22 protein-coding genes and 1 other RNA gene are annotated in these 21,893 nt (G+C 59.7%); all 23 read right to left on the bottom strand.

The genetic code is table 11. The features are described from left to right. Positions 1-38: 38 nt before the first annotated feature. The 23 genes from rnpB to floA all read right to left on the bottom strand — a co-directional run bounded on the left by rnpB (position 39) and on the right by floA (position 21,880). Positions 39-446: RNase P RNA component class A (rnpB, locus tag CIC07_RS15655), an RNA gene on the bottom strand. A gap of 35 nt (positions 447-481) precedes the next feature. Then, the gene (locus tag CIC07_RS15660; RefSeq protein WP_076354813.1) at positions 482-1,603 is read right to left on the bottom strand and encodes a Nif3-like dinuclear metal center hexameric protein; all 1,122 of its coding nucleotides are present in this window, start codon (positions 1,601-1,603) and stop codon (positions 482-484) included. Next, positions 1,570-2,316 (bottom strand): tRNA (adenine(22)-N(1))-methyltransferase, encoded by a 747-nt coding sequence (locus tag CIC07_RS15665; RefSeq protein WP_234992887.1) that lies wholly within the window; start codon positions 2,314-2,316, stop codon positions 1,570-1,572. Before CIC07_RS15665 ends, CIC07_RS15660 begins: the two co-directional genes overlap by 34 nt. A 40-nt stretch (positions 2,317-2,356) precedes the next feature. Beyond that, positions 2,357-3,181 carry a DUF2339 domain-containing protein gene (locus CIC07_RS15670; RefSeq protein WP_076354809.1) on the bottom strand — a complete coding sequence of 275 codons (825 nt, stop codon included), beginning with the start codon at positions 3,179-3,181 and terminating at the stop codon, positions 2,357-2,359. A gap of 210 nt (positions 3,182-3,391) precedes the next feature. Beyond that, positions 3,392-4,519, bottom strand: coding sequence for an RNA polymerase sigma factor RpoD (rpoD, locus tag CIC07_RS15675; RefSeq protein WP_048744411.1), 1,128 nt, complete (start codon positions 4,517-4,519; stop codon positions 3,392-3,394). A 19-nt stretch (positions 4,520-4,538) separates the two neighbouring features. Beyond that, entirely contained in the window at positions 4,539-6,386 is a 1,848-nt protein-coding gene (gene dnaG, locus CIC07_RS15680; protein ID WP_076354807.1) for a DNA primase, read from the bottom strand. A gap of 41 nt (positions 6,387-6,427) precedes the next feature. Then, entirely contained in the window at positions 6,428-6,901 is a 474-nt protein-coding gene (locus CIC07_RS15685) for a YaiI/YqxD family protein (protein WP_076356878.1), read from the bottom strand. Between the two features lie 100 nt (positions 6,902-7,001). Further along, entirely contained in the window at positions 7,002-7,832 is an 831-nt protein-coding gene (locus tag CIC07_RS15690; protein WP_083687911.1) for a pyruvate, water dikinase regulatory protein, read from the bottom strand. A 60-nt stretch (positions 7,833-7,892) separates the two neighbouring features. Next, positions 7,893-9,980: a glycine--tRNA ligase subunit beta gene (glyS, locus tag CIC07_RS15695; protein ID WP_076354803.1), complete on the bottom strand. Its 2,088-nt coding sequence runs from the start codon at positions 9,978-9,980 to the stop codon at positions 7,893-7,895. Beyond that, the gene (glyQ, locus tag CIC07_RS15700; protein ID WP_049869661.1) at positions 9,973-10,860 is read right to left on the bottom strand and encodes a glycine--tRNA ligase subunit alpha; all 888 of its coding nucleotides are present in this window, start codon (positions 10,858-10,860) and stop codon (positions 9,973-9,975) included. Before glyQ ends, glyS begins: the two co-directional genes overlap by 8 nt. Before the next feature lie 404 nt (positions 10,861-11,264). Then, on the bottom strand, positions 11,265-11,423 hold the full coding sequence (locus tag CIC07_RS15705; protein ID WP_157741920.1) for a hypothetical protein: 159 nt from the start codon (positions 11,421-11,423) through the stop codon (positions 11,265-11,267). 168 nt (positions 11,424-11,591) lie between these two features. Beyond that, the gene (recO, locus tag CIC07_RS15710) at positions 11,592-12,455 is read right to left on the bottom strand and encodes a DNA repair protein RecO (RefSeq protein ID WP_076354801.1); all 864 of its coding nucleotides are present in this window, start codon (positions 12,453-12,455) and stop codon (positions 11,592-11,594) included. A 96-nt stretch (positions 12,456-12,551) separates the two neighbouring features. Further along, positions 12,552-12,719: a YqzL family protein gene (locus CIC07_RS15715; protein WP_076354799.1), complete on the bottom strand. Its 168-nt coding sequence runs from the start codon at positions 12,717-12,719 to the stop codon at positions 12,552-12,554. 108 nt (positions 12,720-12,827) lie between these two features. After that, positions 12,828-13,769, bottom strand: coding sequence for a GTPase Era (gene era / locus CIC07_RS15720; RefSeq protein ID WP_076354797.1), 942 nt, complete (start codon positions 13,767-13,769; stop codon positions 12,828-12,830). Position 13,770: 1 nt separating this feature from the next. Beyond that, on the bottom strand, positions 13,771-14,214 hold the full coding sequence (gene cdd / locus CIC07_RS15725; protein WP_076354795.1) for a cytidine deaminase: 444 nt from the start codon (positions 14,212-14,214) through the stop codon (positions 13,771-13,773). A 45-nt stretch (positions 14,215-14,259) separates the two neighbouring features. Beyond that, positions 14,260-14,625: a diacylglycerol kinase gene (locus CIC07_RS15730; protein ID WP_076354793.1), complete on the bottom strand. Its 366-nt coding sequence runs from the start codon at positions 14,623-14,625 to the stop codon at positions 14,260-14,262. Positions 14,626-14,631: 6 nt separating this feature from the next. Beyond that, complete coding sequence (gene ybeY, locus CIC07_RS15735; RefSeq protein WP_076354791.1) at positions 14,632-15,132, bottom strand: rRNA maturation RNase YbeY; 501 nt, start codon at positions 15,130-15,132, stop codon at positions 14,632-14,634. Further along, positions 15,129-17,378 (bottom strand): HD family phosphohydrolase, encoded by a 2,250-nt coding sequence (locus CIC07_RS15740; RefSeq protein ID WP_076354789.1) that lies wholly within the window; start codon positions 17,376-17,378, stop codon positions 15,129-15,131. The genes ybeY and CIC07_RS15740 overlap by 4 nt, the downstream gene beginning before the upstream one ends. Positions 17,379-17,395: 17 nt before the next feature. Continuing rightward, positions 17,396-18,367, bottom strand: a complete 972-nt coding sequence (locus CIC07_RS15745) for a PhoH family protein (RefSeq protein WP_076354787.1) — start codon at positions 18,365-18,367, stop codon at positions 17,396-17,398. A 7-nt stretch (positions 18,368-18,374) separates the two neighbouring features. Then, on the bottom strand, positions 18,375-19,568 hold the full coding sequence (gene yqfD / locus CIC07_RS15750) for a sporulation protein YqfD (RefSeq protein ID WP_076354785.1): 1,194 nt from the start codon (positions 19,566-19,568) through the stop codon (positions 18,375-18,377). Beyond that, entirely contained in the window at positions 19,565-19,858 is a 294-nt protein-coding gene (gene yqfC / locus CIC07_RS15755; protein WP_076354783.1) for a sporulation protein YqfC, read from the bottom strand. The genes yqfD and yqfC overlap by 4 nt, the downstream gene beginning before the upstream one ends. 338 nt (positions 19,859-20,196) lie before the next feature. Next, positions 20,197-20,841 carry a hypothetical protein gene (locus CIC07_RS15760; RefSeq protein ID WP_076354781.1) on the bottom strand — a complete coding sequence of 215 codons (645 nt, stop codon included), beginning with the start codon at positions 20,839-20,841 and terminating at the stop codon, positions 20,197-20,199. Positions 20,842-20,884: 43 nt separating this feature from the next. Further along, positions 20,885-21,880 carry a flotillin-like protein FloA gene (gene floA / locus CIC07_RS15765; protein WP_076354779.1) on the bottom strand — a complete coding sequence of 332 codons (996 nt, stop codon included), beginning with the start codon at positions 21,878-21,880 and terminating at the stop codon, positions 20,885-20,887. Positions 21,881-21,893 lie beyond the last annotated feature (13 nt).

Below are 21,893 nucleotides of genomic sequence, written 5' to 3' on the forward strand. Positions count from 1 at the left end.
ATGCGCTGGATTAGTAGTTGATGGAATGGGAATTCGTTGCGGAAAGCCTGCCGTAAGCCGGGTTCTGTGCTCTTCGTGGTCCAGACGGGAACGACCCTCCCACTGCAAGCGACAATCATCTATCTAGGCCTGCCATTGCTGGCAGGCTCAAGCGACCAACCCGAACGCTCCCCGGGCAAGGGTTGCAGCACGAAGCTGCCGCGTTCTCTTAGGTCTTGCTCCGGATGGGGTTTACCAGCCGCGTTGTCGCCAACGCCGCTCGTGGTCTCTTACACCACGGTTCCACCCTTGCCTGATCCGCGCCGCAAGCGGCGGGCCATCGGCGGTCCATTTCTGTGGCACTATCCTTCGGCTCGCGCCGACTGGACGTTATCCAGCATCCTGCCCTGCGGAGCCCGGACTTTCCTCTCGCGGCACAAGCCGCCAGCGATTGTCTGTCAGACTTTCCAAACCCTTAGCTAGTATACCTGCTGCAGCCTCATCAAGCAAGCCGGAAAGGCTCGGTATTTATGGCTGAGGCCGCCACTTCCGTGCTGTACTTGGATCCGGCCAGCCGCTCGCGCAGCCAGTCGGCTGTTTTGGCCTTCATGATCTTTTCGGCGTTATGGCCCGGATCGATCAGCAACATGCCCGCCGCCAGCGCATCATGGGCCGAGTGGTAGTCGACATCTCCGGTAATGAGCACCTGCGCGCCGGCGAACTGCGCGGCCCGCCAGTATTTGGCCCCGGAGCCGCCCAGCACGGCCGCCTTGCGGATCGTCGCGGAGAAATCGCCGATGACCCGCACAAACGGAACGTCGAAGGCGGCTTTGACCCGTTCGGCCATGCCTGCAAGCGTGACGGGCTCTTCCAGCTTGCCGGAACGGCCAAGCCCGCGGACAACGCCCTCCTGCTGGAGCAGCGTGATGTCGAAGGCGACCTCTTCGTACGGATGAGCGGTTTGCATTGCTTTGACCGAGCGCTTCAGCAGGCTTTCCGGCACGATGGTCTCCAGCCTGATCTCGTCGACCGTTTCAAGGCGTCCTGAGGAGCCGATGAACGGATCCGTGCCCGGCCCCGGACGGAACGTGCCCCTTCCCTCCATGCTGAAGCTGCACTGGTCGTACGCGCCAATCGAGCCCGCGCCCGCTTCCCACAGCGCTCCGCGCACAGCCTCGTGATGGGAAGCCGGGACGTACACCGATAGCTTGAACAGCTTGTCCTCATGCACCTTCTCCAGGCTGACCCTTCCTTCCGGCTCGATGCCGACCGCATCAGCCATCCAGTCGTTCATGCCGCCGTCGGCCGTATCGAGATTCGTATGGGAAATGAACACGGCGATATCATGCTTGATCAGACGCTCATAGAGCGAGCCTGCCGGCGACGAGGTGTCGATCTTGGCCAGCGGCCTGAAAATGATGGCATGATGGGCGATGATCAGATCGGCCCCCATGGCGATCGCCTCCTCCACCACCGCTTCCGTGACGTCCAGCGCGACAAGCACTTTCCGGATCTCCTTCTGCAGCGTGCCGAGCTGCAGGCCGATCCGATCGTTCTCCACCGCGTATCTCTTGGGAGCCAGCTGCTCCATCAATCCTGTGACGAATTGTCCGCTTGCGAACATGACAGCACCTCCTCGATCAGCCGGCTCTCGCGCCTGAAGCCTTCGGCACGGGCTGCCGCTTCATCCGTTCCGGATTTTTGCAGTTCTCCGACGATCCGTTCCAATTTCTTCAGCTCGGAGCGCCATTTGAGGGCGAAGGCTTCAGTCTCGTTTCTGCCGCGAAGAAGCCAAGGGCCCATTTTCAGCCGCAATTCCGCCTCTTCTTCAACCGACAGTCCCTCGATCGTCGTGCCCGAACCGTACAGCCGCTCATTCAGCTCCGCATGCTGTGGGCTCCGGACCGCATGGAGAACTTCATAGAACTTGCCGTCTTCCTCCACTATCATCTCTTCCTGCAAATACCAGCCCTGCTCCCGCAGCCAATGCCGGACAAGCTCCTCGCCTACATTCGGCTGAAGCACAAGCTCGCGGACACCCTCCAGCTTGCCCGCTGCGGCCCCCTCGTCCAGAATCGTCCGGATCAGGCCTCCGCCCATGCCGGCAACCGTGACCGTGTCGGCTTCTCCGGGCTGGAGCACCTCCAGGCCGTTGCCCCGGCGGGCCTGAATCGACGACGTCAAGCCGGCGGCTGCGATTCCTCGGCGAGCCGCTTCCAGCGGTCCTTCGTTAAGCTCTCCGGCAATGCCGGACGGACTGATGCCGCTCTGCACGAGATAGACGGGCAGCAGCGCATGATCCGATCCGATATCCGCGATTCGCGATCCTTCGGACACAAACCCCGCTATGGCGGAAAGTCGTTTGGAAATCAACATATCAGGCAACCCACGCTATCCAATATTTTCGCAGAAGGAAAAGAACCCCTCCGCCTATGACCAGTTTACCAACAAACAGCGCCTGGAGCCAAACTTCCGAGCCCGAATTCGCAAAGAAGGCGATTTCCGGCATAAGGACAAGCAGCGCCGAGAAGCCGAGCAGCACCGCGCAATCGCGCTTGCTCCACCGCTGAGCGAACCATCCCGACCAGGAGAACAGGCCGGCCAGCGGCAGCCAGTACAGCTGGGCTTGAAGCAGCGAATAAGGATGCGAATGGTTTCGGAGCAGCAGGGAGTAGACGATGGCAAGGCAAGCCCAGCCGCTGAAATGCAGCAGCGGGATGCGCGCGGCAATGCCGTAGGCGATCCAGAACGCAGCGCAAAGTCCGAGAACGAGAGCTTTCCACCCCCACGCATCCAGCTCGTGCAGATGCAGAAGATACAGCGACGAGCCGGCCAATAACAGCATGGCGAGACCGATCCAGCTCAGCCCGACCGTTTCGTTGCGCGGTCTCAGGATCGTCCCCGCCGTAAGCATGCCCCCCGTCGTCAACAGGCAGAGAGCTATTTGCAATGCCGGATGAAAAGAGCTAAAATGAAGAACAATCAAACAGAAAAAGGAAAAGATAACAAAAATAGATATCCATTTCCAGACCGAAAATCTTCCGGCACGGCCCGCGGCCGGTTCATTCAAAAAATCGGGTTGAGCTTCCTTCTCGGTGACATACAGGTTGAGCAGAAAGTCGCAGTAATGATCGGGAAGCAGCTTCCCTTTTCTCCATTGCTGGATTTCCTGCACGATGATGCGGCGTCGGTCAGCTTCCATATTCGGCTCCTTTTCACGCAAAGGCTCAGGCCGGCAAGGCAGGTATGCCGCAGCCGGAACGGTATACCGTAGTCATCGACAACAAGGCTCTCATGTTGAAGGGACTTCGGTCCCCGATGACCATGGTCCCACAGATTTTGCCCGCCTGAACGGACTCCATGACCAAAAAAAAGACCCCCTGCCGGCGGCAGAAGGTCATTCCTTGAAGGCCTATTCCAGAAAATCCTTGAGCCGCTTGCTGCGGCTAGGATGGCGAAGCTTGCGGAGCGCCTTGGCTTCGATCTGGCGGATCCTCTCGCGAGTGACGCCGAATACCTTGCCCACTTCCTCGAGCGTCCTTGTCCTGCCGTCATCGAGGCCGAAACGCAGGCGGAGGACATTCTCCTCCCGCTCCGTCAGCGTATCCAGCACATCCTCAAGCTGCTCCTTCAGCAGCTCGTAGGCAGCGGCATCGGCCGGCGCGAGAGCTTCCTGATCCTCGATGAAATCCCCCAGATGCGAGTCGTCCTCTTCCCCGATCGGCGTTTCCAGCGATACAGGCTCCTGAGCAATCTTCATGATCTCGCGGACCTTGTCCGTGCTGAGATCCATCTCGGCGGCAATTTCCTCCGGCGTAGGTTCGCGCCCCAATTCCTGCAGCAGCTGGCGCGAGACGCGGATCAGCTTGTTGATCGTCTCCACCATGTGGACAGGAATACGGATGGTTCGGGCTTGGTCTGCGATGGCGCGGGTGATCGCCTGACGAATCCACCATGTCGCGTACGTGCTGAACTTGAAGCCTTTTTGGTGATCGAATTTCTCGACAGCCTTGATGAGGCCCATGTTGCCCTCCTGGATAAGATCCAGGAACAGCATGCCGCGGCCGACATAACGCTTCGCGATGCTGACGACGAGACGAAGGTTGGCTTCCGCAAGACGGCGCTTCGCTTCTTCATCGCCTTTCTCGATACGCTTGGCCAGCTCGATCTCGTCATCGGCCAGCAGCAGCGGGACGCGTCCGATCTCCTTGAGGTACATGCGTACAGGATCGTTGATCTTGATGCCCGGAGGCAGCGAAAGATCGTCGTCGAAGTTGAAATCGTCGCTTTCGCGTTCCTGGTCTTCGCTGCCCATAGGGGTCGGGCCGTCCTCGGTCTCGTTGGTCACTTCGATGCCGAGATCGTCCAGCTGCTCGAAAAATTCATCGATCTGCTCCGGCTCCTGGTCGAACGGAGCAAGCTTGTCGATGATTTCTTTATAGGACAGGGAAGAGCGCTTTTTGCCCTGTTCGATGAGCTGATCTTTCACCAGCTCCATTTTTTGTTCGTTGTCCAGCTCAGTATGTTGGTCATTCGCCATATTCCCGACTCCCTCCTCCCTAGAAATGTTCATCCTGCCGTTTCATTAGCTGTCTTTCTAGGGCGATAATCTCACTTTGGATCTTGGCCGCCTTCAGCACGTCGCCGCTCCGTTCCGCCCGCAGGGCTTCTTCTCTCCTGAGCTCGATTTCCCTCAGCTGCGGCACCTTCAGAATCTCATGAATGTAGGCCGAAAGCAGATGCTCGTCAAAGGGAGATGAATCCTCGTGCATCAGAATGGAAGCCGCCGCCCTCTCCAGGCGGTCGTCCTGCAGCGAAGCGATGAACCGGCTTGCATCCGGCTCATGCCCTTGCGCGTAATAGGCGTATAAATAAGCAGCAAGCGCCGCGTGATCCTCCACGTTGAATGCATCTCCGAGCCGGTCGTAAATGCTCCGTGCGACTTCAGCATCCCGTATCATCACGCCGAGGAGCCTGCGTTCCGCGCGTTGGTAAGCGGGCAGCAGAGCAGGCGCAGCAGGCGCACGCCTCGTTTCATTCCTACCATTATTCCACGAATTGTCGTTCTTATCCCTGTCCGGCCTGGATTTCTGGCGTTCGCTGAACAGCCTGTGGCAATCCTGCTTCAGCGATTCAAGGGAAATTTCGAATTCTCGCGACAATTCCTTCAGATACACTTCCTGCTCCGTTCGGGAATCCAGTTCCGCTACAATGCCAACGGCTTCCATGACATAATTTTTGCGGCCCTCTTCTCCTATGAGTGTATGACTCCTGCGTGAATATAGTAGTTTAAATTTCGTGACCGACACGGGATTGTCCATCGTCTCCCGCATGAAGGTCTCCGCGCCGAATCGGGTGATGCATTCGTCCGGATCCATGCCCTTGGGCAGCATGGCGACGAGCACGCGAAGTCCGGCCTTCTCCAGGATCGGGATGTTCTTCATGACGGCGGCTTGGCCGGCGTCGTCTCCGTCATAACAGAGAATGATCTCTTCCAAATCCCTTGAAAGCCTTGTCGCCTGCTCATCGGTCAGAGCGGTTCCCATCGTGGCCACGCCGTTCTTGACTCCGGCGCTCCATGCCTTGATGACGTCCATATACCCCTCGAACAGCACGCCGGAACGCTTTTTGCGCATGACCGGCCGCGCAGCATGCAGATTGTACAGCAGCTTGCTTTTGCCGAACAGCCTCGTCTCGGGAGAGTTCAAGTATTTAGGCTGGGAGTTGTCCATGATTCGTCCGCCGAAGCCGCATACTTTGCCGTCCCGATTGCGGATCGGAAACATGACCCTTCCCCGGAAACGGTCGACGTGGCCGCTGCCGTCGGACTTGGCCGAAAGCAGTCCCGCTCGTTCCAGCAGCTCGGGCTCGTAGCCCCTCGATGTCAGAAATCTGGAGAGCGTGTCCCAACTTTCAGGCGCGAAACCGATGGAGAATTCGTCGATCAGCTTGCTGTTCAGCCCCCTGGAGAGCAGATAAGCGCGAGCTTCCTGGCCCTGGGCGGAATTGTTGAGCAGATAATGGTAGAACTTGGCGGCAAGCTCATGCGCCTCATAATGGCGCTCGAGCTCGGGGTCACGAGGCGAAGAGCTATCGTCGGACGCGTCCCATGTAATGGGCATCCCCGCCTCTTTCGCCAGATGGCGGACGGCTTCAGGGAAAGTGTAGCCCTCGATCTCTTCAATGAACCGGATGACATTGCCGCCTTTGCCGCAGCCGTAGCAATGAAAAATCTGCAGCTCCGGCGTGACCGTGAAGGAGGGAGTCCGTTCGGAATGGAACGGGCAGAGCCCCTTCATGTATTTGCCGTTCTTGGTTAGATGAACGTACTTCCCTACCGTGTCCACAATTTCATGATGCCGGCGCACTTCATCGATGACGCTGTCCGGTATCTTGCCATATGCCACTCGTTCATCACCTTCGTCTTAATAACACGTAATACTATTCGCTAGACCCTATCGTTTTCCTGCCTGTGCTTCAAAACTTTTGTCAGCTTTTGTTGAAAGCAAGTTCGGTCTTCCGACGTCATGGCTTTAGGCCCTTTGGTCCTTCCGCCGCTGCGGCGGATCACGCTTTGCTCATGCCGGCGGGCCATCAGGAAGTCGATATTCCCGTCCGTGTAGCTCTGGCCGCGAAACCCGATCACTTCGGCTCCCTTGGCCAGCGCGATGGCGGCAAGTCCAAAGTCTCCGGTAATGACGATATCTCCGCGGCGGATCCGGTTCAGGATATAAAGATCGGCGGACTGGCTGCTTCGGTCCACATGGACCACTTCCGTGCCGGGCTCTCTCTCCAAGCGATGGTCATAGGACGAGACAAGCACCACCGGCACGGATGCGGCGGCTGCCGTATCGATTATTTCCCGCTTGACCGGACAAGCATCGGCGTCAACAACGATCACAAACGGTTCGCTCAATAGGATCCTCCCGTCAACCCGTCCTGCCTCCGACGCAGCAGTACTGCCCCGGCCATGGTTCATCATGTGGCTTCAAGATGCTCCGGATGTGCTCCATGATGGAACTTCAGCTGCTCCGGATATGCTCCATGATGAGGCTTGCCGTTTCTTCGACCGCCCTGTGAGACACGTCGATGACAAAACAGCCGATCCGGTCCATGATCTCCTTGGCGTAGAGGAGCTCCCTCTCGATGCGCTGCGCCGTCGCGTAGGAGGCGCTGTCAGGAAGGCCGAGCGCCTTGAGCCTCTCCTTGCGGATGACGTTGAGATAATGGACGTCGATCGTAAGGCCGACAATCCGCTCCTTGGGAACCGTGAACAGCTCGTCCGGCGGCTTCAGTTCCGGCACGAGCGGGACGTTCGCGACTTTGTATTTCTTGTGGGCGAGATACATGGACAACGGGGTTTTCGACGTCCGCGATACGCCCACAAGAACAATATCGGCTTTTTTGACGCCGGTTGTATCCCTCGCGTCATCATATTTGACGGCGAATTCGACCGCTTCGACCTTGCGGAAGTAATCCTCGTCCAGCACATGGTTGAGGCCGGGCTCCTGCCTGGACGGCATTCCAGTCTTCTTCTCGAGGCTGGCGACCAGCGGTCCGAGCAGATCGATCGTCTCGACTCCGCTTGTAGCTCCCAGTCGGGTCATCGCTTCCCGCAAATGGGGAAGGACGAGCGTATACAGAACGATCGCTCCGTTGCCCCTGGCAAGCTCGACCACCTTGGCCAGCGACGGCTCGTCCGCCACGAACGGAGCCCGACGGATCTGGGGCACGATAGGATGGAACTGGGCCGCTGCGGCACGGACGACGAGCTCGCCCGTATCCCCGGCGGAATCGGATACGACATATACGATCACATCGCGAATCTGAGCCGGCTGTTTCATGCCGGTCATACCCCCTATCCAAATATAATCCGCCTTAAGGGGTACGCCTTAAGGCGGGCCGAGAGAATATCAGGACCAGACCAGCTTGGAGAAATCAGCGTAGGCAGCCGCATCGCGGGCGATCTGCGACAGGAGCGCCAGGCGGTTGCGGCGGACGGCGGCGTCATCGGCCATGACCATGACGCTGTCAAAGAACGCCGTAATCGGGCCGCGCAGCTCCGCCAGACGGGCCAGCGCTCCATGGGCGTCGCCGGCTTCCATGGAGGCGGCGAACCGGGCGTGAACGCCATTGGCATGCTCGAACAGGCTGCGCTCGGCTTCCGCCTCCAGCAAGGAAGCGTCGACGGCTGCGCCATCCTCCGCTTTGGCAGCAAGATTGGCGGTGCGAGTCAAGGCGTCCACGACGCTCTTGAACTCGTCCTTGTCCGGTCCGGTCGCCAGCGCGATCAGCGCTCCGGCGCGGCTGACGGCCATATTGAGATCGTCGAAGCCGGCAGCCAGCGCCGCATCGATCACATCGTAGCGGTTGCCTTGTTCCGTAAGCACGTTCTTGAGACGCAAGGCGAAGAAATCGTACAGCTCTTTACGTATTTCGTCCCCGCTCCGTTTCAAGCCCCGTTCGGCATGAATATCGAGGGCGAAGCTGAACAGCTCGCCGAGGCCGATCGCCATCCGATGGCTCAGGACGATCTGGACGATGCCGGCTGCCTGGCGGCGCAGGGCGTAAGGATCCTGGGATCCTGTCGGAATGATTCCGATCGAGAAGCAGCCGACGATCGTGTCGATCTTGTCCGCCAGGCTGACGATCGCTCCCGCCAGGGAAGCCGGAGCCAGGTCGCCGGAGAAGCGAGGCTGGTAATGCTCGTTGACAGCCCGGGCCACTTCTTCGCGCTCGCCGGCTTTGCGGGCGTAGTCTTCGCCCATGATGCCCTGCAGCTCGGGGAATTCATACACCATCTGCGTCACGAGGTCGAACTTGCAGATCTCGGCCGCGCGGACGGCATCGCCGGCGGCCTGCGGATCCGCCTTCAGAGCTTTCGCGATGCTTCCGGACAGCTTGACGATCCGGCGGACCTTGTCCGCCACCGTGCCGAGCTCCTCGTGATAGACGACATTCTCGAGCTTGGCGAGAGCTTCGGCGATCGGAAGCTTCTGGTCTTCGTCATAGAAGAACTTCGCGTCGGACAAGCGGGCGCGCAGCACCTTCTCGTTGCCTTTGGCGACATTCACGAGCGAGACGGAATCCCCGTTGCGCACCGTCACGAAGTAGGGCAGCAGCTTGCCGCTGCCGTCGAGCACCGGGAAGTAGCGCTGATGCTCCCTCATTGAAGTGATGAGCACCTCCTGCGGAATTTCCAGGAAGGCGGAGTCGAACGTTCCGAACAGCACGGTCGGCGTTTCGACGAGGAACAGCACTTCCTCCAGCAGATCGTCCTTGATGGAGATCGTCCAGCCCTTTTCCGCGGCAAGCGCCTCGATCTGCTCCACGATCAGCTTCTCGCGCTCCGCGATATCGGCGATGACGTGCTGGGAGCGGAGAGCTTCGACATAGCGGGATGGCTCCTCCACTGCCGTCTCGCCTCCGAGGAAGCGATGTCCGCGGGTCACGTTGCCGCTGCGGACGCCGGCGATTTCCAGCGGGATGACAGCGGTTCCCAGCAGCGCGACCAGCCATTTGATCGGACGCACGAACTTAAGGTCGTAGCTGCCCCAGCGCATGTTCTTGGGGAAGGTCATCGCGGCCAGAATGCCGGCCAGGCCTTCCGGAAGCACCGAAGCCGTGTCGGTGCCGATGCTGCTTTTGCTGGCATAGACGTACTCCACTCCGGCAAGCTCCTTGAAGAACAGAGCCTCGGGCTCCACGCCCTGGCTGCGGGCGAAGCCGACGGCAGCCTTGCTCCAGTTCCCCTCGGCATCCTGGGCGATTTTGCGAGATGGCCCTTTCACGTCCTCATGCACGTCGGCCTGCTTTTCCTCCACGCCTTCCACAAGTACGGCGAGACGCCGCGGAGTCGCGTAGGCGCGGATGTCTCCATGGCCGATTCGGGAATCATCCAGCCATTTGGCCGTCCGGTCCTTCAGCTGGTTCACGGCCGCGCGCACGAAGCGGGCAGGCACTTCCTCAAGTCCGATCTCGAACAGCAGATCCTTAGCCATTCTGCTCAGCTCCTTTCTTCAGCAAAGGGAAGCCGAGGCGTTCCCGCTCCTCCAGGTAAGTGGCCGCGCAGGTGCGGGCGAGGTTGCGGACACGCGTAATATAGCCCGTCCGTTCCGTAACGCTGATCGCGCCTCTCGCATCCAGCAGATTGAACGCATGGGAGCATTTCAGCACATAATCGTAAGCCGGGAATACGAGGTTCTGCTCCATGGCGCGGCGGGCTTCGCCTTCGTACATGGAGAACAGCTGGAACAGCATCGCCGAATCGCTGACTTCGAACGTATATTTGGAATGCTCGTACTCAGGCTGCAGGAAAACGTCGCCATAGGAGACTCCTTCCACCCATTCGAGGTCGAAAACATTTTCCTTCTCCTGGATATAGGACGCCAGACGTTCAAGCCCGTACGTGATCTCGCCGGATACAGGGCTTGTCTCGATGCCGCCGACCTGCTGGAAATAGGTGAACTGCGTAATCTCCATGCCGTTCAGCCATACTTCCCAGCCAAGGCCCGCGCAGCCGAGAGACGGATTCTCCCAGTTGTCCTCGACAAAGCGGATGTCATGATGCAACGGGTCGATGCCCAGACGCTTGAGGCTCTCCAGATAAAGCTCCTGGATGTTGTCCGGCGACGGCTTGAGAATGACCTGGAACTGATGATGCTGATACAGCCGATTCGGATTTTCGCCGTAACGGCCGTCAGCAGGACGCCGGGAAGGCTCGACGTAGGCTACATTCCACGGCTCCGGGCCGATGGAGCGCAGGAATGTCATCGGATTCATCGTTCCGGCGCCCTTTTCCACATCGTATGGCTGGACCAGAATGCAGTTCTGTTCCGCCCAGAATTGCTGCAGCGTCAGAATCATGCCTTGAAAATTCATCATATGCACTCTCCTTCAAGTGGGATGGAATCCCGGATCCATGGATCCGGGGATGCCGTCAGATGGAAGGGAGAGAGGCTGTATGCACGCAAAAAACCCTCGCCGCCTACGTCTGACGCACAGACGTAGGGACGAGAGTCTGCTCCCGCGGTTCCACCCTACTTGGCCTCTTCCGGCTGGCCGCCGTCCGAATGCCCTCTTTCCTGAACAACACGCACTCCGGAGCGCCTGTCATCTGCATCGTCCGGCCGGGCTTGCACTGCCCCCGGCTCGCTGATCGGATCTGCCGCAGACTACCTTCTCCATCATAGTCCGTTATACATATTGACTCATTGTATTATTCAGGGACGGGTTTGTCAACTCCCGGGTTCAGCCTCGTGATGGAATTCATGCTCCCGACACGTTCAGGACTGCCTGTCTGCCGGAGCAGGCTTGCTGCTGCCTTCCGCTTGAGGATCTATGTTCTGCCCCTGCTCGATTTTGCGTGTCTGCTCCGGAGAATTGTTCTCCGGGTTTTGCTTGTCCCGCTCATCGGGATTTCCTGCGTTGATTTGGTCCGCCATGCCGGCCACTCTCCTTTGAACGTCGTTGGTCCCGTATCCGGCCATCAACGGCCTCGGGTAAAGATGCTTACCCTATCGGGAAAAGGTTCAAGCAGCATGGATGGAGGGCGGGAAAGAGCCAATCACCGTTTTGCGGCAAGCCGCGCGGGAACGATCCTCAATCCTCGATCAGGCGTCCTCCGGGTCAACCGCTTCCTCGGGGCCGGACGGCGCCGCCTCCGAGAGATTATCCTCGGCAGATTCGGGCGCAGGCATCCTCCGGCGCGGAACGGCCGGCGCCGACGGATCCGGAGCGAACCGCTCCAGCGAATCCAGGAAGGAACGCGATTTCAGCCGAAGATCGAGATGAGTGTCCATCAGAACGCGCAGCGCCGTCTTCAGCTGCTTGCTCGTTTCGGGACGAACCTGGATATTGCCGAGCCTGCGCATGTCGAGAGCCGACAATACCCGGAGCAGCCGCAGCGTCCCTTCCTCGAGCGGAATCGCGCGCGGATCCCTGCCGTGGCAGCGGCGGCAGAGAATTCCGCCTCCATCCGCGCTCAGCCGGAAAGGGCCTTGATCCGAGCCGCAATGGATGCACTCGAACAGCTGCGGGCCGTATCCGGCCGCTTCGAGAATCTTCATTTCAAAAAGATGGATGACGACCGCAGGATCCTTCCCCTCCCGAAGACCGTCGTAACAGGCCTTGAGCTGATGGAACAGATAGGCTCCCGCCTCTTCGTCCTGGAAGGCCCTGTCGCACAGCTCAGCCGCATAGGCGGCATAAGCCGACAAATCCAGATCCTCGCGAAGCCGATGGTTCGATTCCATGATTTCCCCGGCGTTCAGCGTACCCAGTCCTGCATTGCGGAAAAAAACGAATTCCCCATATGTAAACGGCTGAACAAGCGACGTATGCCGGCTTCTGACCTTCTTCGCTCCCCGCGCCATGACTCCGACCTTGCCGACCGTATCCGTGAGCAGCGTCACGATCTTGTTGCCTTCCCCGTAATCCGTGCTGCGGATCACAATCCCTTCGACTCGGTACAGCATGGACACCATCCCCTTTCGCCATCGGAGGGAATCCTCGGACTCTCCGCATGCAAAAGGTCCGGAGCGCTCGCTCCGGACCTGCTATGCTGCCAGGAGTCAAAAGTAGGCCGCCTGCTCCGCCTCTCCCGTTTCTTCGGCAGCTTCCGCCGCGGCGGCCATGCCGGCTGTGCCGGATGCCTCGCGAAGCTGATCCACTTCCTTGTAAAGCAGAAATGACTCCACATCACCGGTCCGCGTAAAATAGGTCCACGAAAAATCCCGCATGAAGCAACACCCTTTCGCCTCTCGAAGTGGAAAACGCCCCCGCAGGCGTCGTCCTCCTTAGAATGCGATAAAGGAGCGTCGGCTATGCTGACAATTCCATGCAGGAAATCATTCGCTGCGATAGCCGAGGTCCTTGAGCACGCGGTCCTGGTTGCGCCAGTCCTTCTTGACCTTGACCCACAGCTCCAGGAATACCTTGGAGCCGAGCAGCGCCTCGATATCCCGGCGCGCGCGCTTGCCGACTTCCTTGAGCATCGCGCCTTGCTTGCCGATGATGATGCCTTTCTGCGAATCCCGCTCGACGAAGATGACGGCTCCAATCTGAACGACGCCGTTTTCCTGGACTTTCATGTCCTCGATCGTGACGGCGATGGAATGCGGCACTTCTTCGCGCGTCATCTGGAGAATCTTCTCGCGCACCATTTCGGCGCAGACGAACTGCTCCGGGTGGTCGGTAACCTGATCGGCGGGATAATATTGCGGTCCCTCCGGCAAGTAGCGCTCGAGCTGCTCCAGGAGCCGGTCGACGTTGCTGCCCTGAAGGGCGGAGATCGGAACGATCTCGGCAAAATCGTACAGATCCTTGTACTGGACGATCGTTTCGAGCAGCTTCTCCGGCTCGACCTTGTCGATCTTGTTCAGGATCAGGAATACCGGCGTTTTGACCGATTTCAGCCGTTCGATGATGAAACGGTCGCCGCCGCCGATTCCTTCGGACACGTCGATCAGGAACAGGACCGCCTCGACCTCGGACAGCGCCCCCTCGGCTGCCTTGATCATATAGTCGCCAAGCTTGGATTGCGGCTTATGGATGCCTGGAGTGTCCAGGAATACGATCTGGGAGCCTTCGCGAGTCAGCACGCCATGGATCTTGTTGCGCGTCGTCTGAGGCTTGTCCGACATGATCGCGATCTTTTGTCCGATCATATGGTTCATGAGAGTCGATTTGCCGACATTCGGGCGGCCTACGATCGCGACGAATCCCGAGCGGAACCCTTTGTTTCCCTTGCCCGTGTTATCGGGACCTTTTCCTGCTGTTCCACCTGCCATCTTAGTTGTCCTCCTTCTTGTTCCGGCTCTCCTCCAGGGAGAAGGCGCCGGGCAGAAGCTCGGCAACCGTCATGACGCTTCTGGAGCCGGACAGATTGGTCATGATGACCGGCATGTCCGGAGCGCACAGCTCCGACAGCACTTGGCGGCATACGCCGCATGGCGAGATCGGTCCCGGCGTATCGCCGATGACAAGAATCGCCTTGAAGCTTTTCGGCGCGCAGCCGTCGGCGACGGCGCGGAACAATGCGGTGCGCTCCGCGCAGTTGCCGGGGCTGTAGGCGCCATTTTCAATGTTGCAGCCAAGATGGATGCGGCCCTGCTCGTCGAGCAAGGCGGCTCCGACCTGAAAATGGGAATAAGGTACATATGCCCTGCTCATCGCTTCGCGCGCCGATTCGTACAGCTGCTCACTCAATTGCTCAATTACCGGATCTGCCTTCATCTAGCTTCCTAGTCTCCTTGTTGGGGAATATAACCCCGGTTCTTCTTATGTCGCGAGCAGCCGCCACAGCGGCGGCCCCATGATGATGATGCCTGCGGCCGCTGCCGCTGCCGCGCAGACCAGCACCGCGCCGGATGCCGTATCCTTCGCCAGCTTGGCCAGCGGATGAAGCTCGCCTCCGCAAGCCAGATCGACCGCCCTCTCGATGGCGGTATTGACAAGCTCCGCCGCCAGCACGAGAGCGGATGCCAATAGCAGCAGCGCCCACTCCGTCCGCTTGAGGCCAAGGCATGAAGCCATGGCCATCGCCAGCACGAACAGGACGAGATGCGCTCTCATGTGACGTTCGGTGCGAACCGCATGGCCGATGCCCGATCCCGCGAGCACCAGGCTGGCAAAAAAGCGTCTCATGTCCTTCTACGCCCGGGGGAGGCCGGCCTTCTGCAGGACGGCTTCCTGCTTGGCCGTCATGACCGCCTCCGCCTCTTCATCCTGATGGTCGTAGCCGATCAGGTGAAGGAAGCCGTGCACGAACAGGAAGCCGATTTCCCTCTCCAGGGAATGTCCGTATTCCTCCGCCTGGCTTTGGGCCGTCTCGACGGATATCACGATATCGCCCAGCGAGTCCGGGTAAGGCAGCGGCTCGCTCTCGTCCTCGACCTCGAACAGAATCTCCGGCTCGTCCTCCCCGTCCTCCTGCATGGCGAAGCTGAGAACGTCCGTCGGACGGTCGATGCCGCGGTATTCCTTGTTGAGCTCGTGAATGCGGGCGTCGTCCACGAATGTGACGACAACCTCGCCCTCCGTCATGCCTTCGGCTTCTCCTGCAAGCTGCAGCAGCTGCTCCAGCCTCTGTCCCCACTCGGCGGGGATGTCGAATGCTTCCTGCTCGCTGCTCCATTCCAATTTCAGACTCATGCCAGCTTCTCCTTTGGTTTCACGTCTTCCGGATATTCAATCCGCGAATGGAAGATGCCGATGACAGCTTCCTTGAGCGTCTGGGCGATCCGGTCCAGCTCCTTGAGCGTCAGGTCGCATTCATTGAACTGGTTGTCGTCCAGCCGGCTCTTGATGATTTTGTGGATCATCGACTCGATGTTCTCCATCGTCGGGTTGCGCAGGCTCCGTACGGCGGCCTCCACGCAGTCGGCGATGCCGACGATCGCGGCTTCCTTGGACTGCGCCTTCGGCCCCGGATACCGGAAATCATCCTCCGTGAAGGCGATTTCCTTTCCTTCCGCCTCCGCTTCCTTGACCGCCTTGAAATAAAAGAATTTCAACGACGTCGTGCCGTGATGCTGCTCCGCGATATCGCGGATCGGCTTCGGCATGTTGTGCGCCTTCAGCATCTCCACTCCGTCTCTGGCATGCGCCGTTATGATCGACTTGCTCAGCTTCGGATCGATGGAATCATGCGGATTGTCGATGTTCGTCTGATTCTCGATGAAATAGTTGGGCCGCTTGGTCTTGCCGATGTCGTGATAGAACGACCCTACCCGGCACAAGAGCCCGTCTGCCCCGATCGCCTCCGCCGCAGCCTCCGACAGGTTGCCGACCATCACGCTGTGATGGTACGTTCCCGGAGTTTCCGTCAGCAGCTTGCGGAGCAGCGGATGGTTCGGATTCGAGAGCTCCACGAGCTTCAGCGCGGACAGGATGCCGAACGTAAGCTCGAAGAACGGCATGAGCCCGATGACGAGCACGGCGGTGACAAGCCCGCTCCCGAAGGCGAAGCCGAGCGAATACAGAATGTCCTTCCGCTCGGGCAGATCGCCCAGCAGGAGGATCGCCAGCACCGAGACCGTGCCGAACAGGCTCGCCATGATGCCCGCCTTCAGAATCGTCGAGCGCTGGCTCGCGCGGTGAACGCTGAAGATCGCGCTGAACGAGACGACGCTGATGACGAAGCCGTACCGGAAGTCGAACAGCGTGTTCTGGTCGGCGTTGAAGATGACGCTCCCCATGATCGCGAACAGGAACGAACTGACGATCGCCAGCTGCTTGTCGAGCAGCAGCGTGATGAGCATCGTGCCGACGGCCGCCGGGGCGATGTAAGCCGCGTAAGGCATCGAGGCCGACTGCGTAAGCCCCGCCGCCTGCATCAAGGCCAGATTGAGCAGATTGATCAGCCACAGCATGAATAGATGCATGTTGTTGTAGCGGGGCTTCACTCCGCTGATGCTGCCGGACTGCTGCAGGTAAACCATGATCATGAGCACGAACAGGACGCTCGCCAGCAGAAGTCCGAGCTGCGGCCAGTAGGTTCGCTGCCCGCCGAGCATGCCCGCTCCCGCGAGCATGTCGTACTTCTCCTTGCCCACGACCTCGCCTTTCTTGACGATGATGCCGCCTTCCTTGATCATGACGGGGGTCGTATTCTCTCTCGCGAGATTCCGGGCTTCCTCGGTCGCCGCGTTGTCCGGGAACTTGTTCGGCATGAGCGACATGCGGGCGAGCTCCTGCACGATCTCGCGGGTCGTCCGCTGCGTGAGCGAGCTGGCGTTCACGAGCTCGGCCACCTTGGCGCGCGCCGTCTCGGCTTCCCGGATCGGATCGGCCGACAGCTTGCGGACGACGGTCACTCCGACCTGCCTCATCTCCGCGATCTGGGCCGAGGTCAGGCTCGGAAGCTTGTAGAACACTTCGGCAGGGACGGCGTAGCCTTGCGCCTTGGCGGCTTTGGCCATCTCCTCCAGCAGCGTATCGCTGATTCCCGGCTTCCCTTGGTTCAGGCGGCTGAACTCGTCCAAATATTCATTGTAATAACTCGGGATCTCGCTGCGGTAGATGTCGATCTTGTTGCTTTCGGTGACGCCTTCGTCCTGATTCAGCAGCTCGATCCGGTTGAATACCCGGTTGAGAATGGAATCCGGCTTGAGCGGCAACGAGCTGGAGATCGGCTCGACCGACTCGGCGGCTTGCTCCTGCGCCCGTTTCGTGGCGATCTTGTCCTCCACGGTTTTGGAGGCGACAATGTCGCGGTCGCTCGCTTGATCCAGGGTGATGTTGTATGTCTCCGGAACAAGATGCGGGGACAAGTTGAAGTAGAACAGCAGCACGAACAAAATGCAGAGCCCGGTTCGAATGACTGGGCTCTGCTTCCATTTATAGATCCATGAAGGCTGTTCAGCCGCACTCCGGCTGTCTTCCCTTTTCCGGTCCATGCCGCCAACAGTCCTCTCTATGCTTGGATTTCGGCATCCTCATTGTAGGCCATGATGATTTTCTGCACAAGGGAATGCCGGACGACGTCCTGCTCCACGAATTGGATGAATCCGATCTCAGGAATGTCCGTGAGGATGCGCTGCGCTTCCTTGAGGCCGGATTTCTTGCCTCTCGGAAGGTCGATCTGGGTGACGTCGCCCGTTACGATCATCTTGGACCCGAAGCCAAGCCGCGTCAGAAACATTTTCATCTGTTCGGGAGTCGTGTTCTGGGCTTCGTCCAAAATGATGTAGGAGTCGTCCAGAGTCCGTCCGCGCATATATGCGAGCGGCGCGATCTCGATGATTCCCCGCTCGAACGCCTTGGCGGTCGCCTCCGGCCCCATGACGTCATGGAGCGCGTCGTACAGCGGGCGCAGGTAAGGGTCCACCTTCTCCTGCAGGTCGCCGGGAAGGAAGCCGAGATTCTCGCCCGCCTCGACGGCGGGACGGGTAAGCAGAATTCTTTTGACCGCGCCTTCCTTCAGCGCAGCGACAGCCATGACGACAGCCAGGTAGGTTTTGCCCGTGCCGGCCGGTCCGATGCCGAACACGACGTCCTTGGCCTTGATCATCTTGACATAATGGCGCTGTCCCAAAGTCTTGACGCGAATCGGCTTGCCGCGGAAAGTCGTCGTCAGCTCCGTCTTGAACAAGTCAAGCAGCTGGTCGGCTTCCAACGTGCGGGACAATTCGTAAGCGTACATGATATCTCTCTCGCTCGGGGTGTAGCCCCCTCGGATGAGCTGAAGCAGGACGGAATAGAGCTGCTCCAGGGAATCGACCTCTTCGGCCGGCCCGCTGATGACGACTTCGGCATCGCGGGAGCGGACCTGCGAGGAGGTCAGAGCTTCGATCATTCTCAAATAGTGATCGCGGGGACCGAACAAAGCAAGCCCTTCCGCAGCGTTGTCCAGCACGATCTTGGCGGTTTTCGTCTCAGTCGGCAAGCGTTCCTCATTCTCCTTGCATCTGAACTAGTGGCATTTCCTTCACGATCGATTGGTCCACTTCCAACAGAACTTTCATATAAACTTTACCATTGTCCGTCTTCTCATGCAAAATTTTTTGCTCCTTCACGACAGCATCCGCCCCCGCCTTCGACATCAGATCCTCTTTTGCTCTCTCGATGCCCGCTTGCACGGCCTCCTCGCGGGTAAGCGTCTTCTGCTCCACCCGGGTTTCCATGACCGTCTCCTTGAGCCGTCCTGCCGGCAGCCTCAGTCCCCGCCAGCCCAGATTCTCCAGCTTCTCCTGCGTCTGCGACTGGGCAAAGGGGTCGCCTCCGAATCCGCTCACCTGCAGCGCCCTGCCGAACAGGACAACCGACCATTTTGTCTTGCTCTCCCCGGTGTATACATTGGTTTGGATGCTTAGCGGAGAAACGATCGTATATTCATGCCAGACGAGGCCGCGCACCTCTCCATCGGCAACGACGGTAGCCGTATTGGGCGGTTCTCCGATCGTGCCGGAAATCAAGGTCTGGCCCTTCTTCACCTTGGAGTTGACTCGGACGACCGGCCTTCCCTTATCGGCGATGATGCGCGTCACGACCGCATCCGAGGAGGCGATGATATGGCGCGGACTGTTCAGCTTGGCGGCATCCGGCCGCTTGGACTCCACCACCTGGAAGATGATTCTTGTCCCTTTTTTCTCCACGCCGATCCATGCCGCATCCGGCAATCGCGCCGACAGCTTGGCGGCCAGCAGGCTGGGCTCGGGAAGCTTCCAGGACCATTGGAACGGATACACCCCCTCCGCCTTCGCTGCGGCAAGCAGATCCTCTTGCTTGATCCGCTTCGTCCCCCGCACCTCGATCGTCCACACCAGAGAAGAGAGCAGGAACATCGTCACGAAAAAGAGGACGATTCCGGCCGCAAAAAACTTGCGCCCCGCCGCTTTGCGCAGCCAGAACGGCAGCCCCCGCCGCTGCGTCACATGAATCCGGCAGCCCGTCCGCTTCAAATACGGCTTCAGCCGGAAGAAGTCCGGCACCTGCACGGCAAACTCCAGCTCCTCCGGGCTTGTCCGCCGGATCGACCACAGGGCGAGCCCGTCCTTCAGGCAGTCGTTGACCAGCTCTTCCTGGGCGCCACCGCGCAGCCGCACCGTGACGATTCCCCGCACCCGCGGCAACCATCCCTCATTCATCCTTTTCCCTCCCCGTCCTTCAGATTAACGGAAGTGATTCTGCCCTCGATGAACACCTCTTCCGTCCAGATCGTCCGGATGATGAGGTCCATCCCGTTGACTTCGAGCTCTCCCTTGCTGAGCTTGAGCCTTAGCTGCTCAGAAGAGAAATGGAGCACGCCGCGGTGGTTTTCAATATAAAGCTGGCGGTCCCCGATGAGGATCATCCGGGGAAGATCATAGGCCACATCCTGGGGCAGATCGAGGATATCGGCCGTCCATTTGCGCATTCTTCGGCTCAGCTTGCCCATTGAGGTGTCCATTCTCCCTCCGTACAGCTTTTCTCCGCGAGGGACATCGGCTCCGCCGCCAGGAGTGAGGGCGGATAGCCGGCGCTTTGCGCAGAGAAGAACAGAATGCATCCATCCGCTGTCTTTTCTTCTTAAAAAGTATGCAGGGAGCGGCCCGATTATGAACGGAGGAAAGCGGCTTGGAGACATGGTGCCGGATCATGCGGAGGCCGGGACGGCGCATCTCGCGGGCTTCGCTCGTCAACGGCGCGATGGCGTCCAACCCTTATCCACGGCAAAAAGGCCGCAGCATGGAGATTTCCATGCTGCGGCCTCAGCCAAGGCATCAAGCTGAACGGCTAGCGGCGGTAAGGCTTGCGGGAGCGCGGCGGGCCGATAATTTCGGCCCACAGCACCGCCTTCCTCATGTCTTCGCCTGTCAGGTCGGAAGCGCGTGCGGCTACAGCCTCCGGGGGCGAAGGCTGCGACGGGCGCAGCGGCTGACGATCGGAGCTGTCCATGCTCCGGCTGTCGGGCCCGCTTCTGCGTCCGGACGGCAATGCTTCGGGAAATGCGGGAGCGTCGGTCCAGGGCTCCGCCCACTCGGACGATCTCCCTTCGCCGCCGCTCAGGCCTTCACCCCCGCTCAGGCCTTCCTCGGACGGCAACATGGAGCCCGTACGGCGATCTGCCGTACGTCCGAGCGGGCCGGCGGACGATGGACGTGATGGAACGGAAGGCGGACGTGCCGGTCCCGGCACGGGCTGCTCCGGACGCTGTGCCGGGGCTTCGGCGCGCTGCGGAGGACTCGATGTGCGCTGCGGCAGGCCGCCCCCTCCGAAATCAGGCATTCCCGACGGCCGCCGCTGCGGTCCGGGACTAGGCCCGGCGCCTGGCTTCGCCATTTTGCTGAAGATCGACCAGATGACGCCGCCGACAATAAAGACCACATAAATATGCTCCACGATAAAGCGGATCAAAGCTTCGATTGGATTGTTGTCCACGGGCAGTTACCCACCTCCTCTGGAAGAAAAAGCCGGCACGGGATCAGCGATCCTGCTTGCCGTCGCCCGCTCCGCCTTCCGGTTTTGCGATGCTGCCTCTCATTTGGGTATCCGCTTCGATATTTTTGAGGTTCATGTAATCCATCACGCCGATTTTGCCGGACTTGAGGGCATCGGCCATGGCGAGCGGAACCTGCGATTCGGATTCCACGACGCGGGCTCTCATCTCGACGACCTTCGCCCTCATTTCCTGCTCCTGGGCAACCGCCATCGCGCGGCGTTCCTCCGCCTTCGCCTGGGCGATGCGCTTGTCGGCCTCCGCTTGCTCGGTCTGCAGGTTCGCGCCGATGTTCTTGCCTACGTCGACGTCCGCGATATCGATCGACAGAATCTCGAAAGCCGTTCCGGCATCGAGGCCTTTGCCGAGCACGGTGCGGGAAATAAGGTCCGGATTCTCCAGCACGTCCTTATGGGAATTCGAGGAGCCTACGGTCGTAACGATGCCCTCGCCGACACGGGCGATGATCGTCTCCTCGCCGGCGCCGCCGACGAGGCGCTCGATGTTGGCGCGCACCGTTACCCGGGCCTTTACTTTCACTTCGATGCCGTCCTTGGCGACGGCGGCGACGGTAGGCGTTTCAATCACTTTCGGGTTGACGCTCATCTGCACGGCGAGCAGCACATCGCGGCCGGCCAGATCGATGGCGGCGGCGCGGGCGAATTCGAGCTCGATATTGGCGCGCTGCGCGGCAATCAGGGCATTGACGACACGGTCGACGTTGCCCCCCGCCAAGTAATGGCTCTCGAGCTGATTGATCGACAGGCCCAGACCGGCCTTCGTCGCCTTGATCATCGGATTGACGATCCGGCTTGGCGTTACGCGGCGCAAGCGCATCGCGAACAGCGTGAGGATCGAGATCCGCACGCCCGAAGCGAGCGCCGAGATCCAAAGCATGACGGGAAAGAAACTCAGAAACAATGCGATGACGACGACAACCACAATTGCGGCGATTACATACCCTACGGAACTATAGTCCATTCCATCGACTCCT

It is taken from the genome of Paenibacillus sp. RUD330 (assembly GCF_002243345.2).
Taxonomy (GTDB): Bacteria; Bacillota; Bacilli; order Paenibacillales; family Paenibacillaceae; genus Paenibacillus_O.